Raw genomic sequence first — 15,872 nt, 5'->3', positions numbered from 1 at the left:
GTCAGCGTCGTCTTCCCGTGGTCTATGTGACCAATCGTCCCCACGTTTACGTGCGGCTTGGTCCGCTCAAACTTTTTCTTGGCCATATCCTGATCCTCCGAAACCTTATAACGCCTATATCCGACGCATATTACTTATATATTGTTCAGCCGCTTACGTTCGTGCGCCGGCAACGATTTCCTCGGAAATATGCTGAGGCACACCTTCATAATGGGAAAACTGCATAGTATATGTGGCCCGTCCCTGAGTCATCGACCGGATGACCGTGGCGTACCCGAACATCTCTTCCAGTGGAACCTGCGCCCTGATCGCCTGGGTTCCCACACGGTTTTCTATTCCCGAAATCTTGCCCCGTCGGGAGCTGATATCTCCAACAACATCACCGGTATATTCTTCCGGCGTGACGACCTCGACCTGCATGACCGGTTCCATGAGCATCGGCCGACCCTTCTTCATGGCGTCCTTAAACGCCATCGAAGCGGCGATGGAAAACGCCATTTCTGAAGAGTCCACCTCGTGATACGAGCCGTCATCCAGGGTGGCGGCGACGTCGACAACCGGGTATCCTGCCAGGACCCCTTCATCCATCGCCTTGATGATACCCTTTTCCACCGCCGGGAAGTATTCCCTCGGCACCCGTCCGCCCACAACCTTGCTCTCGAACGAGAATCCCTCTCCCGGTTCCACCGGCATTATGGTGATATGAACGTGTCCGTACTGGCCGCGGCCGCCGGATTGCCGCACAAAGCGACCCTCCGCCTTTGCGGGAGTGGTGATGGTTTCCTTGTACGCCACCTGGGGCCGCCCCACCGATGCGTCCACCTTGAACTCCCTCATCAACCTGTCGACGATAACCTCCAGATGTAGTTCACCCATACCGGAGATAATGGTCTGACCGGTTTCCTGGTCCACACGGAGGCGAAAAGAGGGGTCCTCCATGGCGAGCTTGCCCAGGGCGATGGAAAGCCTTTCCTCATCTGCCTTGGTCTTCGGCTCCACCGCCACGGAGATGACCGGCTCCGGGAACTCCATCGATTCCAGAACCACCGGATTCTTCATCGTCGCCAGGGTATCACCGGTGGATGTCTGTTTGAGACCCACAACCGCCGCGATATCTCCGGAGTAGACCTCCTTGATATCCTCCATCTTGTTGGCGTGAATCTTCAACAAACGACCCACCCGCTCTTTTCGATGACGGGCGGGGTTATATACATCAGACCCGGACTCCAAACGGCCGCTGTATACCCTGATAAAGGTGAGCTGGCCCACGTAGGGATCCGTCATGATCTTGAAGACCAGGGCCGAAAACGGCGCGTCATCATCCAGGGAGAGCACGACCTCTTCATTGGTATCCGGATTAAGACCCGTAACCGGAGGAATGTCCACGGGTGACGGGAGGTATTCAACAACCGCATCCAACAGGGGCTGCACGCCCTTGTTCTTGAACGCGGAGCCGAGCAAAACGGGGACGATCTTTCCCTCGATAGTGCCCTTCCTCAACGCCCGACGGATATCCGGCTCGTCTATTTCCTCTCCCTCGAGGTATCTATCCATCATCTGCTCGTCGAAATCACAGGCGGCCTCAACCAGCCGTTCCCGCATCTCAACGACCTGGGGCATGAGACCTTCAGGAACGTCTTCCACCCTGAAGTCTGCGCCCATGGAATCGCCTTCGTATATGACGCTTTTTTTCGTAATCAGGTCCACGACACCTGCGAACTGATCTTCCGTGCCGATGGGAAGCTGTGTGAGCACCGGGCGGGCGCCGAGACGCTCCTCCATCTGGGAGATGACGTTCAGGAAATCGGCGCCCACGCGATCCATCTTGTTGATGAACGCAATGCGGGGTATGCGATAGTTGTCCGCCTGTCGCCAGACCGTCTCGGACTGGGGCTCCACACCGCCGACGGCGCAGAACACCGCAACCACACCGTCGAGCACTCGGAGCGACCGCTCCACCTCCGCGGTAAAATCCACATGACCGGGAGTGTCGATGATATTGACGCGATGGTCCCTCCAGAAGCACGTGGTGGCGGCGGAGGTAATGGTAATTCCCCGCTCCTGCTCCTGTTCCATCCAGTCCATGACCGCGGTCCCATCGTGAACCTCGCCCATCTTGTACGAAATGCCGGTATAGAAAAGAATCCTCTCGGTTGTGGTGGTCTTTCCGGCGTCAATATGGGCCATGATCCCGATATTGCGGTTTTTATGTAACGGTACTTTCCTCAACGAAACTGTCCCCTGACGATAAAAAAAGCCTCAAAAAGGCTTTTCTCTATTCTTTTTCGTAAAAAACCGGGATTACCAGCGGTAATGAGCGAAGGCCTTGTTGGCCTCTGCCATCTTATGGGTATCTTCACGCTTCTTGACCGCGGTCCCCTTGTTGTTGAATGCATCAATGATCTCGCCGGCAAGGCGTTCCTTCATCGATTTCTCACCCCTGTTCCTTGAATAGTTGATGAGCCATCGAATACCCAGGGCCTCACGGCGATCACCCCTGATCTCCACGGGAACCTGGTAGGTAGAGCCGCCCACCCGCCGGGATTTCACCTCGACAACCGGCTTGATGTTGTCAAGGGCCTTCTTGAAAACACGAATCGGATCATCCTTGGTTCTGTCGGCCACAAGATCCATGGCGTCGTAGAAAATACTCTCCGACACGCTTTTCTTACCCTTGAGCATCATGCAGTTGACGAACTTGGCAACAAGCCTGTCATTGTATTTTGGATCGGAAATTATTTCCCGTTTCGCTATAACTCTTCTTCGGGGCATTATCTTTCTCTTTGTTCAAGTCCCGATAAAATAAATCAGACCTTCTCGCTCCCCTTCCACGACCATTCTTCCCCCTCATCGCCCTTCCGTCGCGACCTCTCTTATCCCTTGAAGGCCCTTCTCTACTCTTCCCGCTTTATGTCTTCGGCCTCTTCGTGCCGTACTTAGAGCGTCCCTTTTTTCGGTCATTGACGCCGAGGGCGTCCAGCGTTCCGCGAATGATGTGGTATCGGACACCCGGCAGGTCCTTGACCCGGCCCCCGCGAATGAGCACAACCGAGTGCTCCTGAAGGTTATGGCCGACACCGGGTATGTAGCTTGTGACCTCGATACCGTTCGTCAATCGAACCCTTGCGACCTTCCTGAGGGCGGAGTTCGGTTTTTTCGGGGTCGTGGTGTACACCCTCACGCACACTCCCCGCTTCTGGGGGGAATTCTGCAGCGCCGGTGAAGAAGTCTTGGACTTCATTTTCTTTCGGCCCTTGCGTACAAGCTGATTTATCGTTGGCATCTACTTTCCTTTTCCGAAAAAACTCACTGATATTATCAGCTACGTCTTAACTTGTCAAGCAATTTTTCTAGTCTGCAACAGCTTCTTCTGTACTTTCCTCAACTTCGAGCTGGTGATACCGATGGTATCCGGTCCCCGCCGGGATAAGCCTTCCCATGATGACGTTTTCCTTCAAACCTCGGAGCAGGTCCACCTTGCCCTGTATTGACGCCTCGGTAAGGACCTTCGTGGTCTCCTGGAACGAAGCCGCCGACAGGAAACTGTCCGTGGAGAGGGATGCCTTGGTGATTCCCAAGAGCAGCGGCTCGGCAACCGCAGCGGCGCCGCCCTGGGCGATGACCTTGTGGTTCTCTTCCTCGAAGATATGCTTTTCCACCTGCTCGCCAACGAGAAATCTCGTGTCGCCCACGTCGGTAATGCGAACCCTTCTCAGCATCTGGCGTACGATAACCTCGATATGCTTGTCGTTTATCTTCACACCCTGGAGTCGATACACCTCCTGGACTTCGTCGACAAGATATTTGGCCAACTCTTTCTCTCCCAACACCTGGAGAATGTCGTGAGGATTGGCCGAACCCTCCATCAGCGGCTCTCCCGCCCGCACGAAATCATTCTCGTGCACGTTTATATGTTTCCCCTTCTGGATGAGATATTCCTTCGGCTCTCCCACCTCCGGGGTGATAATCACCTTGCGCTTTCCCTTGATGTCCTTCCCGAAGCTGACGATTCCGTCTATCTCGCTGATAACGGAGAATTCCTTGGGCTTCCTGGCCTCGAACAGCTCCGCCACCCGGGGAAGCCCGCCGGTGATGTCCTTGGTCTTGGTGGTTTCCCGAGGGATCTTCGCTAGGATGTCCCCAGCCTCCAGATTCTCACCTTCGGAGACGATAATATTCGCGCCCACCGGCATGAAATATCTGGCCATGGCCGAGGAATCGGGCAGGGTCCTGGTTTTGCCCTGCTCATCCTTTATAGAGATGCGCGGCCGTGCGTCGGGATCCTTCGATTCCACGATAACCTTCCGGGAAAGGGACGTCACCGGGTCGAGCTGCTCCTGCATGGTGATTCCCTCCAGCACATCGCCGAACTTGACGATGCCCGGCACCTCGGTGAGGATCGGGATTGTATAGGGATCCCATTCGGCGACCAACTGACCGGCTCTCACTTCATCGCCGTCCGCGATGATAACCCGGGAGCCGTAGATGACCGAATACCTCTCCCGCTCACGGCCGCTTTCGTCAAGAACCGCCAACTCTCCGTTTCGATTCATGACGATATACACACCATCCTTGTTCCTTACCACATGGAGGTTGTGATATTTGATCGTCCCGTCGTTTCTGGTTTCAAGAGTTGTCTGTTCGGCACGCCGTGACGCGGTCCCGCCGATATGGAAGGTTCTCATGGTCAACTGGGTGCCCGGCTCTCCGATGGACTGGGCGGCGATAACGCCGACGGCCTCTCCGATATTCACCTTCTTGCCCCGGGCAAGATCACGGCCGTAGCAGTTCGCGCAGATGCCCCACTTCGAGCGGCAGGTCAACACAGAGCGGGTCTTGACCTTTTCCAAACCCGCTTCCTCGATGCGCTCCACCAGGAATTCGTCAATCTCCTGGTTGGCCGAAACGATAACCTCGTCGGTGTAGGGATCCCGAATATCCTCCAGGGCGACTTTCCCCAGGATTCGATCTCCCAGGTGCTCAATGATCTCACCACCCTCCACCAGGGGGGTCACCTCTATGCCGTCCATGGTGCCGCAGTCTTCCTCGGAAATAATCATATCCTGGACGACATCCACCAGGCGCCGGGTGAGATATCCGGAGTTGGCGGTCTTGAGGGCCGTGTCCGCCAGACCCTTTCTGGCCCCGTGGGTGGAGATGAAGTACTGCAGAACCGTTAAACCCTCGCGAAAGTTCGCGGTGATGGGCGTTTCGAGGATCTCTCCCGAGGGCTTCGCCATTAGGCCCCGCATACCCGCCAGCTGGCGTATCTGCTGCTGGGATCCCCGGGAGCCGGAATCGACCATCATGTGAATGCTGTTAAAACCGGGTACGCGTTTTTCATTCCCCTCTTCGTCCACAACGACATCATAGGCCAGCTCGCCGGTCATCTCCCGGGCGACCTCCTCGGTCACATCGGCCCAGATGTCGATAACCTTGTTATATCGCTCGCCGTCGGTAATGAGGCCGTCGGTATACTGCTCCTCGACCATACGAACGTCTTCCCGGGCCTCGTTGATGAGATCCTCCTTGTTCACGGGAACCCGCATATCCTTGATGCTGATGGAAATCCCGGCCTCGGTGGCATAGCGATATCCCATATCCTTGAGCCTGTCGGAGAGGATAACGGTCTTTTTATCCCCCGCCAGCCGATAGCTCAGATCAACGAGCCGTCCCACCTGCTTCTTCGTCATGACCGCGTTCACATCCTTGAAGGGTATCTCCTTGGGCACGATTTCATACAGGATACAGCGTCCGACGGTGGTATCAACAAGCTCTCCGTCCACCCGCACCTTGATGCGGGCCTGGAGTTCGACCACGCCTGCGTCATAGGCCATGCGCACTTCATCGATATCAGCAAAAATCTTGTCCTCGCCCTTTGCTCCGGAGCGACTTCTGGTAATATAATACAGGCCGAGAACGATATCCTGGCTGGGGACGATAATCGGTTTTCCGCTGGCGGGGAGGAGTATGTTGTTGGTGCTCATCATCAGCACCCGCGCCTCCACCTGGGCCTCTATGGACAGGGGCACGTGCACCGCCATCTGGTCGCCGTCGAAATCCGCATTGAAGGACGTACAGACCAAGGGATGTAGCTGGATGGCCTTTCCCTCGATGAGGATCGGCTCAAACGCCTGGATGCCCAGGCGGTGAAGCGTCGGCGCGCGGTTCAGGAGCACCGGGTGCTCCCGGATGACCTCGTCGAGGATATCCCACACCTCCATCTTTTCCTTCTCCACCGCCTTCTTGGCGCTCTTGATGGTGGAGACGAATCCCTTGCTCTCAAGCTTCGCATAGATAAAGGGCTTAAAAAGCTCGACCGCCATTTTTTTCGGCAGACCGCACTGATGGAGCCGCAGCTCCGGACCAATGACGATGACCGATCGGCCCGAATAGTCGACGCGCTTGCCAAGAAGATTCTGTCGAAAACGCCCCTGCTTGCCCTTGAGCATATCGGAAAGCGATTTCAGGGGCCTCTTGTTCTGGCCGGTGATGGCCCGCCCGCGACGTCCGTTGTCGAATAGGGCGTCCACCGCCTCCTGGAGCATCCGCTTTTCGTTCTGGATGATGATATTGGGGGCGTTCAGCTCCTGCAGCCTCTTGAGCCTGTTGTTCCGGTTGATGACCCGGCGATACAGGTCGTTCAAATCCGAGGTGGCGAACCGCCCGCCGTCGAGGGGCACCAGGGGCCTTAAGTCCGGCGGGATGACCGGGATGCACTCCATGATCATCCATTCCGGGCGGTTGCCGGAATTGTAAAAGGCCTCGACCACCTTCAGCCTCTTGGCGATCTTCTTTCGCTTGGCCTCGGAGTTTGTGTCTTTCATCTCCAGGCGCAGGTCCTCCGCCAGCTTCGGCACGTCGATTCGCTTGAGGAGTTCCATGACGGCCTCGGCGCCGATGCCGAATTCCACGTCGCCGTATTTATCCCGCACCTTGTTGAGCTGATCGTCGGTCAATACGTCCCCAACCTGAAGGTTGCTCTCCTTCTGGTCCATCACCACATACGCCTCGAAATAGAGGATGCGCTCGAGGTCCTTCATGCTGATGTCCAGCACCGTGCCGATCCGCGAGGGAAGGCTCTTGAGAAACCAGATGTGTGTGACCGGTGTGGCGAGCTCGATGTGGCCGAGCCGCTCCCGCCGCACCTTGGACTGGATAACCTCCACGCCGCATTTTTCGCACACCACTCCGCGATGCTTCATGCGCTTGTACTTGCCGCAGTTGCACTCGTAATCCTTCGTGGGTCCGAAAATTTTGGCGCAAAACAGGCCGTCCCGCTCCGGTTTGAAGGTGCGGTAGTTGATGGTTTCCGGCTTCTTCACCTCGCCGTGGGACCACGATCGAATCTTTTCGGGGGACGCGATGGAAATACGCACCGCCTCGATATTGATCGGGTCTCTCGGCTTTTCAAAATAGCTGTATATATCGTCCAAAACTACACCTCACTGGTGAGATTAGTTGGCTTTAGCCTTCTCTTTGATTCGTCCCCGCTCCACAAGCTCCATATCCAGGCCCAGGCTCTGCATCTCCTTGACCAACACATTGAAGGATTCCGGAAGCCCCGGCTCCAGGTACTGCTCGTCCTTGACGATGGACTCGTACATGCGGTTCCTGCCGGTTACGTCGTCGGACTTGACGGTGAGGAATTCCTGGAGTGAATAGGCCGCTCCGTACGCCTCCATCGCCCACACCTCCATCTCTCCCAGTCGCTGCCCGCCGAACTGTGCCTTGCCGCCCAGCGGCTGCTGCGTGACCAGCGAATAGGGACCGATGGAGCGTGCGTGGATCTTGTCATCCACGAGATGGTGAAGCTTGAGCATGTACATGATGCCCACGGTCACCTTCTGGTGGAAGGGATTTCCGGTCCGTCCGTCATACAGGGTGGCCTGCCCGGACGCGGGAAGGCCGGCGAAGATGAGGGCGTCGGACACCTCCTGCTCCACCGCGCCGTCGAACACCGGCGTGGACACGAACACCCCGTCCTGAAACTTCATGGCGACATTCCTCACCTCGTCATCGGTCAGGTCGTCGACATACTCCTTCAGGCTTCCCAGGCTGAAGACGCCCTTGAGGCGCTCCCTGAGGACCTTGGGGGAATAATTTTGATTCAGCATCTCGTCGATCTGCTGCCCCATCTTTCGGGCAGCCCATCCCAGGTGTGTCTCCAGGATCTGTCCCACATTCATGCGGGAGGGGACCCCCAGGGGATTGAGCACGATCTCCACCGGTGTGCCGTCTTCCATATAGGGCATGTCTTCCTCCGGGAGGATCCGGGAGAGCACCCCCTTGTTTCCGTGTCTTCCGGCCATTTTATCGCCCACCGAGAGCTTTCTCTTCATGGCAACGTAGACCTTCACCAGTTTGATCACGCCCGGGGGAAGCTCGTCGGCCTTGGTGACCTTGCTGATCTTCTCCCCAAAAATGATGCGTATTAGCTCTATCTGCTCGGATACCCCCTCGTATATCTGCGCCAGGTTTTCGGTGAATCCGTCGTCCCCCTTAATGGCGAGTGAGCGAAGGTCTTCGAAACCCAGGCCCTCGAAATCATCGGGAGACAGATTCGTACCCTTCTTGATGAGGACGTTTTTGTTTGCGTCCATCAGGTTCGACGCCAGCTTCTTGCCAATGACCAGATCCTTGATGCGCTCCAGCGCGCCACGTTTGACGATGCTGATCTCGTCATTCATGTCCTTGTTGAGCTTCTCCACCTCTTCATTTTCGATGGATTTGGTACGATCGTCCTTATCGACACCCTTCCGGGAGAAGACCTTGGCGCCGATGATGATTCCCTCGATGCCGGGGGGAACCCTGAGGGACGAGTCCCGCACATCCCCGGCCTTTTCACCGAAGATGGCCCGAAGCAGCTTTTCCTCCGGTGAGAGCTGCGTCTCCCCCTTGGGAGAAATCTTTCCGATGAGGATATCTCCCGGCTCCACCCACGCGCCGATCCTGATGATCCCTGAATCATCGAGGTTCTTCAGGGCCTCCTCACCCACATTGGGGATATCCCTGGTGATCTCCTCGGGGCCCAGTTTCGTGTCCCGGGCGACCATTTCGAATTCCTCGATATGAATCGAGGTGAAGCTGTCTTCCTTGACAACCTTCTCGCTGATGAGGATCGAATCCTCGAAATTGTACCCGCCCCAGGGCATGAACGCGACAATAATGTTCTTTCCCAGCCCCAGCTCGCCCTGATGTATCGCCGGTCCGTCGGCGATAATCTGTCCTTCGACGATCCGATCGCCCTTGTTGACGATGGGCTTCTGATTAATACAGGTGTTCTGGTTGGAACGCTGATACTTGATGAGATTATAAATATCAACGCCCGCGCCGTTTCCGCTTGTGCCGTCGGTCCTGACAATAATCCTGGAGGCGTCAACGCTCTCGACGATACCGGAGTTTTTCGCCACAACCGTCACCCCGCTGTCCCGGGCGACGATGCGCTCCATACCGGTGCCCACCAGGGGGGCCTCCGGCCGCATCAGCGGCACTGCCTGTCGCTGCATATTCGATCCCATGAGCGCCCGGTTGGCGTCGTCGTTCTCCAGAAACGGAATCAACGACGCCGCGACACTCACAAGCTGTTTGGGCGATACATCCATGTGGCTGATCTCTTCCGGGACGGACATGGTTGGCTCCCCGCCCTCCCGGACGTTGATGAGATCCCGCATGAAGGCGCCGTCATCGGCGATGGGTGCGTTGGCTTGGGCGATAATGCATTTTTCCTCGTCTAGGGCCGTCAGGTATTCTATCCGCTCGGTGGCCTTGCCCTCCACGACTTCGCGATAGGGCGTCTCAATGAAGCCGTAATCGTTCACCTGGGCGTAGGTGGAAAGAGACGCGATAAGACCGATATTCGGGCCTTCCGGGGTTTCGATCGGGCAGATGCGCCCGTAATGGGTATTGTGAACGTCCCGCACCTCAAATCCCGCCCGCTCCCGGGTCAGACCGCCCGGCCCCAAGGCCGACAGGCGACGCTTGTGCGTGATCTCGCTCAAGGGGTTTGTCTGGTCCATAAACTGAGACAGCTGTGAGGACCCGAAAAACTCCTTGATGACGGCGCTCACGGGCTTACTGTTAATCAGGTCGTGGGGCATGAGGGTTTCCACCTCCTGCAGGCTCATACGCTCCTTAATGGCTCGTTCCATCCGAACCAGGCCGATGCGAAACTGATTTTCCAGCAATTCACCCACCGCCCGCACCCGTCTGTTGCCCAGATGGTCGATGTCGTCGATGGCTCCGATCCCGTTTCTGAGATCAAACAGGTATTTTACCGAATAGAGGATGTCCTCTTTCTGCAGCACGCTCACATCAAGCGGTGTGGTGAGACCCAGCTTATAATTAAGTTTGAGGCGCCCCACATTCGACAGGTCATACCGCTCCGGATTGAAAAAGAGATTCTGAAACAGGTTTTGCGCCGTCTCCACGGTCGGAGGGTCACCGGGCCTGAGTCGCCGGTAGATTTCGATGATGGCATTGGTGGTATCGGAGATCTTGTCCGCCAGAAGCGTGTTCCGCATGGCCGACGAGACGTTTACGTCGTCGACAAAAAGCACATCGAATTCATGCACTCCCCGCTCCACGAGTGTCTTGAAGCGATCTTTCGTGATCTCCTCGTTGATATCCACCAGCACCTCGCCGGTCTCTTTGTCGACGATATCCCGCGCCGTGATCATGCCGAGAACCGACTCGGAGTTGATGGGGATCGACTCGATCCCCGCCTCCATCAGCCGTCGTACAATTGCCTTATTGAACTTCCTCCCCTTCTTTGCGATAACCTCATCGGTACCGGGGGCCGTGATGTCCTCCTGCACCTTTTGTCCGGGGAGATATTCGAAGGCCGGGATTTTTTTCCAGCCGGTTTCATCGAAAATGATCTTTTCGCTCTTATAGAAGAAATTCAGTATTTCCTCGACGGTGTATCCCAGGGCCTTGAGGAGAATGGTCGCCGGGAATTTTCTCCGGCGGTCTATCCGCACGTGGATGACGTCTCTGGGATCGAACTCGAAATCGAGCCAGGATCCCCGATAGGGGATGATGCGGCACGAATAGAGAAGCTTTCCCGACGAGTGGGTCTTTCCCTTGTCATGGTCGTAAAAAACACCGGGAGACCGATGGAGCTGGCTGACGACGACCCGTTCGGTGCCGTTGATGATGAAGCTCCCGTTATCGGTCATCATGGGGAGATCGCCGAAAAACACCTCCTGTTCCTTCACGTCGCGGATGCTCTTTGCGCCGGTTTCTTCATCCTTGTCCCACACCACCAGACGAACCGTCACCTTGAAGGGTGCGGCGTATGTCATGCCGCGCTGGTGACATTCGTTCACATCGTACTTCGGCTCGCCCAAAGAGCAACTGACATACTCAAGGGACGCCGTCTCGTTGAAATCCCAGATCGGAAATACACTCTTGAAGACGCTCTGAAGGCCTCCGCCTTCGATCACTTCCGAGGTTTCGTCAACCTTCAAAAAACGATCGTACGAACGCTTCTGTACCTGAATCAGGTTCGGGATGTTGATGATCTTTTTTATTTTCGAGAAATCAACCCGTTCCCAACTGTACTTTTTAGCCGATTCGGCCATAAGACACCCTCACTTTTTTGTGTCAGTGGACAGCAACGGATTTGTGTGTTGTCGTGGTTATGAAAAGATAAGACCCGGAATTCGGTAATGAGAGAATACTGTCTCAATTATATTATATTATTTCGTTATTGTTTAGTCCAATAGAGCGGTAAGCCGGCGGGGAGTCGCAGGAGTGACGGCCTTGCGCCTCCCCGCCGAAAAAAGGGAGACTCTATTTGATTTCCACCTTCGCGCCCATCTCTTCCAGCTTTTTCTTGATTTCCTCGGCCGTGTCCTTGGAAATCCCCTCTTTGACCGGCTTGGGCGCCGATTCGACCAGATCTTTCGCCTCTTTCAGACCCAGGGTCGTAAATTCGCGCACGACCTTGATGACCTGAATCTTCTTCTCTCCCGCCTCCTGGAGAATCACGTCAAATTCCGTTTTCTCCTCGGCGGGGGCCGCATCACCCGCTGCGGCGACGGGTCCCGCCGCAACGGCCACCGGGGCCTGAGCGGAGACGCCGAATTTATCCTCCAGCTCGCTGATAAGCTCGGACAGCTCCAGTACCGTCATGCTCTCGATAAATGCGATCACGTCATCTTTCGTGATCTTGGCGCTGGAGGTGCTTTTCTTTGCAGGAGCCTCTTTCGTCTCTTTCTTTTCAGTATCTTTTTTTTCTGTCTCTTTTTTTGCTTCAGCCATTTTTCATAACTCCTTATTCTGAATAACTTGGTTACCCGTTTTCCTTCGCATCCCGAATGGCAACCAGGGCGTACATGAATTTCCGAGTGACTCCGGCCATAACATTCACCAGACCGGAAGGCACCGCATTCATGGTTCCGAGTAATTTACCCAGAAGAACATCCCTGGTGGGCAGTTTCGCCATAGCCTCGATCTGATCGAAGGTGATACGGTTGCCTCTCAAAAGGCCTGTCTTGTATTCAAAGACGGGATGGTTTTTCGAGAAGTCCACAATCACCTTCGACGCCTCGACGGGATCCGACTCGGCGATAACCAAGCCGGTGGGCCCCACCAAGTCTTCGATGATCGGCGCAAGGTCGGTTCCTTCGGCGGCCAATTTCAAGAGATTATTCTTGACCACTCTGTACTCGACCCCCGCATTACGGAATCCCAATCGCATCGTATTCATCTGTTCGGCGGTCAATCCCCGATAATCGGTCAGAAACACCACCTGGGATTCAGCAAGCTTATGGCTCATGGCGGATACGAAGGCTTCTTTCATTTCTCTCTTCAAGATCGATACCTCCTTTTTCCGCCCCGGCCGTTTGCAGCGGCGCCGCTTTATGTGCGTACCTGGCGGGATACAATAGCTGAAGCGCTACCGGGCCAAAAAACCCATAGAATCAATATCCACAAGTTCCTTGTCTCGGCTGGCTCCGGTGTTCCCGGGATTTAGGCACGCGCGGCACACCAGCTGTCTTCGACAGGGGAGGCGTTCTCTCAAACGCCTGAATTATGTTGAATCTATTTATTATTACACTCGGCACTCTTCCCATCCCGGTATATGTGACATGTCACACAGAGACGGGAAAAAACCGTTTTCTTGCTCGTTTTTCTTGTCGCTTTTATTTCAGGAGATTCCGCACATAGACCGGGTCTACCTTGACTCCGGGGCCCATTGTCGTCGAGAGAGCAATCCCCTTGATATACGTTCCCTTGCTTGTGGACGGCTTGAGCTTGATCACCGTCTCGATAAGCGACATGATGTTGCCCTTGAGTTTTTCTGCCCCGAAAGAGACCTTCCCCACCGATACATGGAGTATTCCGTTCTTCTCGACACGGAAATCCACCCGGCCCGCCTTCATCTCATCGATCGCCCGCCCCACTTCGAAGGTCACGGTTCCAACCTTCGCGTTCGGCATCAGGCCCCTGGGTCCCAAGAGTTTTCCGACCTTGCTGACCTGCCCCATCAAATCAGGCGTGGAGATGGCCTTGTCAAAATCAAACCACCCCCCCTGAATCTTTTCAATGAGGTCCTCGGCGCCCACGTAATCCGCTCCGGCGTCCTTGGCCTCCTTTTCCTTTTCGCCCTTTGCAAAAACCAGGACGCGAACGGTTTTCCCGGTCCCGTAGGGAAGCGGGCACGCACCCCGCACCATCTGGTCGGAATGCCGGGGATTTACTCCCAGTCGTATGGCTATGTCCACGCTCTCGTCAAACTTCGCGATCGGACTCCCTGCGATTATATCCAGAGCTTCCTCCAGCGTATACCGTTTGGTGCTGTCTATCTTCGCCCTGATGGCGGAATACTTTTTCCCATGTTTCGGCATGTCGCTCTCCGATTTATGTGCTATTCAGACGAATACCGATGCCTCGGTTACTCGACGACATTAATTCCCATGCTGCGGGCCGTGCCCTCCACGATTTTCATCGCCCCTTCAATGTCCACCGCATTGAGGTCCGACATTTTCGTCCGGGCGATCTCCTCAACCTGCTTCTTGGTGACCTTTCCCACTTTTTCCTTGTCGGGCACGCCGCTCCCCTTCGCAATTCCCGCCGCCTTCTTGAGAAGTATCGCCGCCGGGGGCGTCTTTGTGATGAAGGAAAACGATCGATCCGCAAAGACGGTAATAACGACCGGGATAATCATCCCGGGCTGATTCTGGGTCTTTGCGTTAAATATCTTGCAAAACTCCATAATGTTAACGCCGTGTTGTCCCAGCGCCGGGCCCACCGGGGGTGACGGGGTGGCCTGACCCGCCGGTATCTGCAACTTGATCTGACCGATGACTTTCTTGGCCATGTCTTCTCCTCTAACTGTCCTAGGCTAACCCTTTTTGACCTGAAAAAACTCCAATTCGACCGGAGTCGGCCTTCCAAAAATCGACACCATCACCTTTACCTTGCCCTTGTCCAAATATACTTCCTCGACATAGCCGGTGAACGTGGCGAACGGCCCGTCGGTTACGGTAACCGCGTCCCCCTTTTCAAAGGTGACCTTCGGTTTCGGCTTGACTGTTCCGTCCTCGATCTGGTTGACGATTTCGGACACCTCGCCGTCCGAGAGTGCCGGGGGATTTGTGCTGCCCCCGACGAATCCGGTCACCTTCGGGGTGTTTTTTACGATATGCCAGGTTTCGTTGTTGAGTTCCATCTTCACCAGGATATAGCCGGGAAAAAACTTGCGGGTTGAAGTCCGTTTTTCTCCCTTTACCATTTCGACGACCTTTTCAGACGGAATGAGCACCTCGGTGATTTCCTCCTCCTTGCTCATCGCCTTTACCCTGCTTTCCAGGGCCGTTTTCGCCGTCTGTTCATATCCTGAATAGGTATGAACGATATACCATTTAAGAGCCATATCCTGTATATACTGAAAGCGGTGCGACGGAAAGAGGCGCCACTTTCGTTCCTCCTTGAGTATACGGCCGAAGAGAGCGGCCTTCTTTTCCGTATCGTGTATGCCGATCCGTAGAGACGAAAAGAAAGGTAATGCTGCCTGAGTCTTTTTCACGCCCAACACCGCAAGCCGTATAAGCCGATTATTGCAACAACAATCGGCTGAAACGGGATCTCTCTTGAATGATATGCCTGCGTGAGAAAAAGAAAACGGAAAAAGCCGCTTTTTCGCCCAACGGCGTAAAATATATATCCGTCACCCATGTACGCCGACAATCGCGCCCCCCCCCATTTCCGAAAGGACATTCGGCGAGGGAAACGTCTCGACATCGAACCATGATATGATGAAGATCAGCTCAGCAGCATCTCCACGATACGTTGAAGCAAGAGGTCCACTCCTCCCAGGAAAAACGCGATGATAAACGTGGTTATCAATACGATAGCCGTTGATGCAAGCGTCTCTTTCCTGGTCGGCCAGGTTACTTTCTTCGTCTCAACGCGCACTTCCCTCAGGAACTGCGCGGTCTTCTGAAAAAAGGTAGTATCGTTCTTTTCGCTCATATACTGTATTTTCTAAAGGATCGGCCCATGTCATTCCTGATACAAACCGCCTCCTTGGTTTCTGGCAGGCCAGGAGGGATTCGAACCCCCATCACCCGGATTTGGAGTCCGGTGCTCTAGCCGTTGGAGCTACTGGCCTTTACTTTGTCTCTTTATGCAGCGTGTGCGACCTGCAGAAACGACAATATTTCTTAAACTCGAGCTTGTCCGGTGTGCGCTTTTTGTTCTTCGTCGTAGTGTAGTTTCTCCGCTTACACTCGGAACAGGCAAGTGTGATTATATCCCTCATAATACGGTGTTCCCCGGTCTATTCCGTTATTTCGCTGATAACACCGGCGCCGACGGTACGGCCGCCCTCGCGAATGGCGAACCGAAGCTCCTTCTCCATC

At 55.2% G+C, this 15,872-nt stretch carries 14 protein-coding genes and 1 tRNA gene; all 15 read right to left on the bottom strand.

The genetic code is table 11. The annotated features are described in order from the left end of the window. On the bottom strand, nt 1–86 hold an 86-nt coding region (locus JW885_16490; protein ID MBN1883762.1), incomplete at its 3' end, for an elongation factor Tu. Between the two features lie 67 nt (nt 87–153). Further along, nucleotides 154–2,187 (bottom strand): elongation factor G, encoded by a 2,034-nt coding sequence (gene fusA / locus JW885_16485; GenBank protein MBN1883761.1) that lies wholly within the window; start codon nt 2,185–2,187, stop codon nt 154–156. Nucleotides 2,188–2,301: 114 nt separating this feature from the next. Then, nucleotides 2,302–2,772 carry a 30S ribosomal protein S7 gene (gene rpsG, locus JW885_16480; protein ID MBN1883760.1) on the bottom strand — a complete coding sequence of 157 codons (471 nt, stop codon included), beginning with the start codon at nt 2,770–2,772 and terminating at the stop codon, nt 2,302–2,304. A 136-nt stretch (nt 2,773–2,908) separates the two neighbouring features. Continuing rightward, on the bottom strand, nt 2,909–3,283 hold the full coding sequence (locus JW885_16475; GenBank protein ID MBN1883759.1) for a 30S ribosomal protein S12: 375 nt from the start codon (nt 3,281–3,283) through the stop codon (nt 2,909–2,911). 67 nt (nt 3,284–3,350) lie between these two features. Then, the gene (gene rpoC / locus JW885_16470) at nt 3,351–7,436 is read right to left on the bottom strand and encodes a DNA-directed RNA polymerase subunit beta' (GenBank protein MBN1883758.1); all 4,086 of its coding nucleotides are present in this window, start codon (nt 7,434–7,436) and stop codon (nt 3,351–3,353) included. Nucleotides 7,437–7,457: 21 nt separating this feature from the next. After that, entirely contained in the window at nt 7,458–11,585 is a 4,128-nt protein-coding gene (rpoB, locus tag JW885_16465; protein MBN1883757.1) for a DNA-directed RNA polymerase subunit beta, read from the bottom strand. 211 nt (nt 11,586–11,796) lie between these two features. Then, nucleotides 11,797–12,174: a 50S ribosomal protein L7/L12 gene (rplL, locus tag JW885_16460; GenBank protein ID MBN1883756.1), complete on the bottom strand. Its 378-nt coding sequence runs from the start codon at nt 12,172–12,174 to the stop codon at nt 11,797–11,799. Between the two features lie 124 nt (nt 12,175–12,298). Beyond that, nucleotides 12,299–12,820, bottom strand: coding sequence for a 50S ribosomal protein L10 (locus tag JW885_16455; protein ID MBN1883755.1), 522 nt, complete (start codon nt 12,818–12,820; stop codon nt 12,299–12,301). Between the two features lie 331 nt (nt 12,821–13,151). Continuing rightward, complete coding sequence (locus tag JW885_16450; GenBank protein MBN1883754.1) at nt 13,152–13,856, bottom strand: 50S ribosomal protein L1; 705 nt, start codon at nt 13,854–13,856, stop codon at nt 13,152–13,154. A 47-nt stretch (nt 13,857–13,903) separates the two neighbouring features. After that, a complete protein-coding gene (rplK, locus tag JW885_16445; protein MBN1883753.1) occupies nt 13,904–14,329 on the bottom strand; it encodes a 50S ribosomal protein L11 in 426 nt (141 codons plus the stop codon). A 24-nt stretch (nt 14,330–14,353) separates the two neighbouring features. Beyond that, complete coding sequence (nusG, locus tag JW885_16440; protein MBN1883752.1) at nt 14,354–14,884, bottom strand: transcription termination/antitermination protein NusG; 531 nt, start codon at nt 14,882–14,884, stop codon at nt 14,354–14,356. A gap of 389 nt (nt 14,885–15,273) precedes the next feature. Continuing rightward, nucleotides 15,274–15,483, bottom strand: a complete 210-nt coding sequence (gene secE, locus JW885_16435) for a preprotein translocase subunit SecE (GenBank protein ID MBN1883751.1) — start codon at nt 15,481–15,483, stop codon at nt 15,274–15,276. A 62-nt stretch (nt 15,484–15,545) separates the two neighbouring features. Next, nucleotides 15,546–15,622, bottom strand: a tRNA-Trp gene (locus JW885_16430). Beyond that, the gene (gene rpmG / locus JW885_16425) at nt 15,623–15,775 is read right to left on the bottom strand and encodes a 50S ribosomal protein L33 (GenBank protein MBN1883750.1); all 153 of its coding nucleotides are present in this window, start codon (nt 15,773–15,775) and stop codon (nt 15,623–15,625) included. It abuts the tRNA gene before it with no gap. 15 nt (nt 15,776–15,790) lie between these two features. Next, nucleotides 15,791–15,872: elongation factor Tu (locus tag JW885_16420; protein ID MBN1883749.1), on the bottom strand; the 82-nt coding region annotated here is incomplete at its 5' end.

The sequence above is a fragment of the Candidatus Zymogenaceae bacterium genome (assembly GCA_016931225.1).
GTDB lineage: Bacteria > Desulfobacterota > Zymogenia > Zymogenales > Zymogenaceae > JAFGFE01.
Note: the sequence above shows the minus strand (reverse complement) of the source record. Positions and strands in the feature narration are given on the sequence as shown.

Coding starts and splice junctions, on each gene's coding strand:
- fusA (MBN1883761.1), bottom strand. CDS start 2,187: ATGGCCCATATTGACGCCGGAAAGACCACCACAACCGAGAGGATTCTT.
- rpsG (MBN1883760.1), bottom strand. CDS start 2,772: ATGCCCCGAAGAAGAGTTATAGCGAAACGGGAAATAATTTCCGATCCA.
- JW885_16475 (MBN1883759.1), bottom strand. CDS start 3,283: ATGCCAACGATAAATCAGCTTGTACGCAAGGGCCGAAAGAAAATGAAG.
- rpoB (MBN1883757.1), bottom strand. CDS start 11,585: ATGGCCGAATCGGCTAAAAAGTACAGTTGGGAACGGGTTGATTTCTCG.
- JW885_16450 (MBN1883754.1), bottom strand. CDS start 13,856: ATGCCGAAACATGGGAAAAAGTATTCCGCCATCAGGGCGAAGATAGAC.
- rplK (MBN1883753.1), bottom strand. CDS start 14,329: ATGGCCAAGAAAGTCATCGGTCAGATCAAGTTGCAGATACCGGCGGGT.
- nusG (MBN1883752.1), bottom strand. CDS start 14,884: ATGGCTCTTAAATGGTATATCGTTCATACCTATTCAGGATATGAACAG.
- secE (MBN1883751.1), bottom strand. CDS start 15,483: ATGAGCGAAAAGAACGATACTACCTTTTTTCAGAAGACCGCGCAGTTC.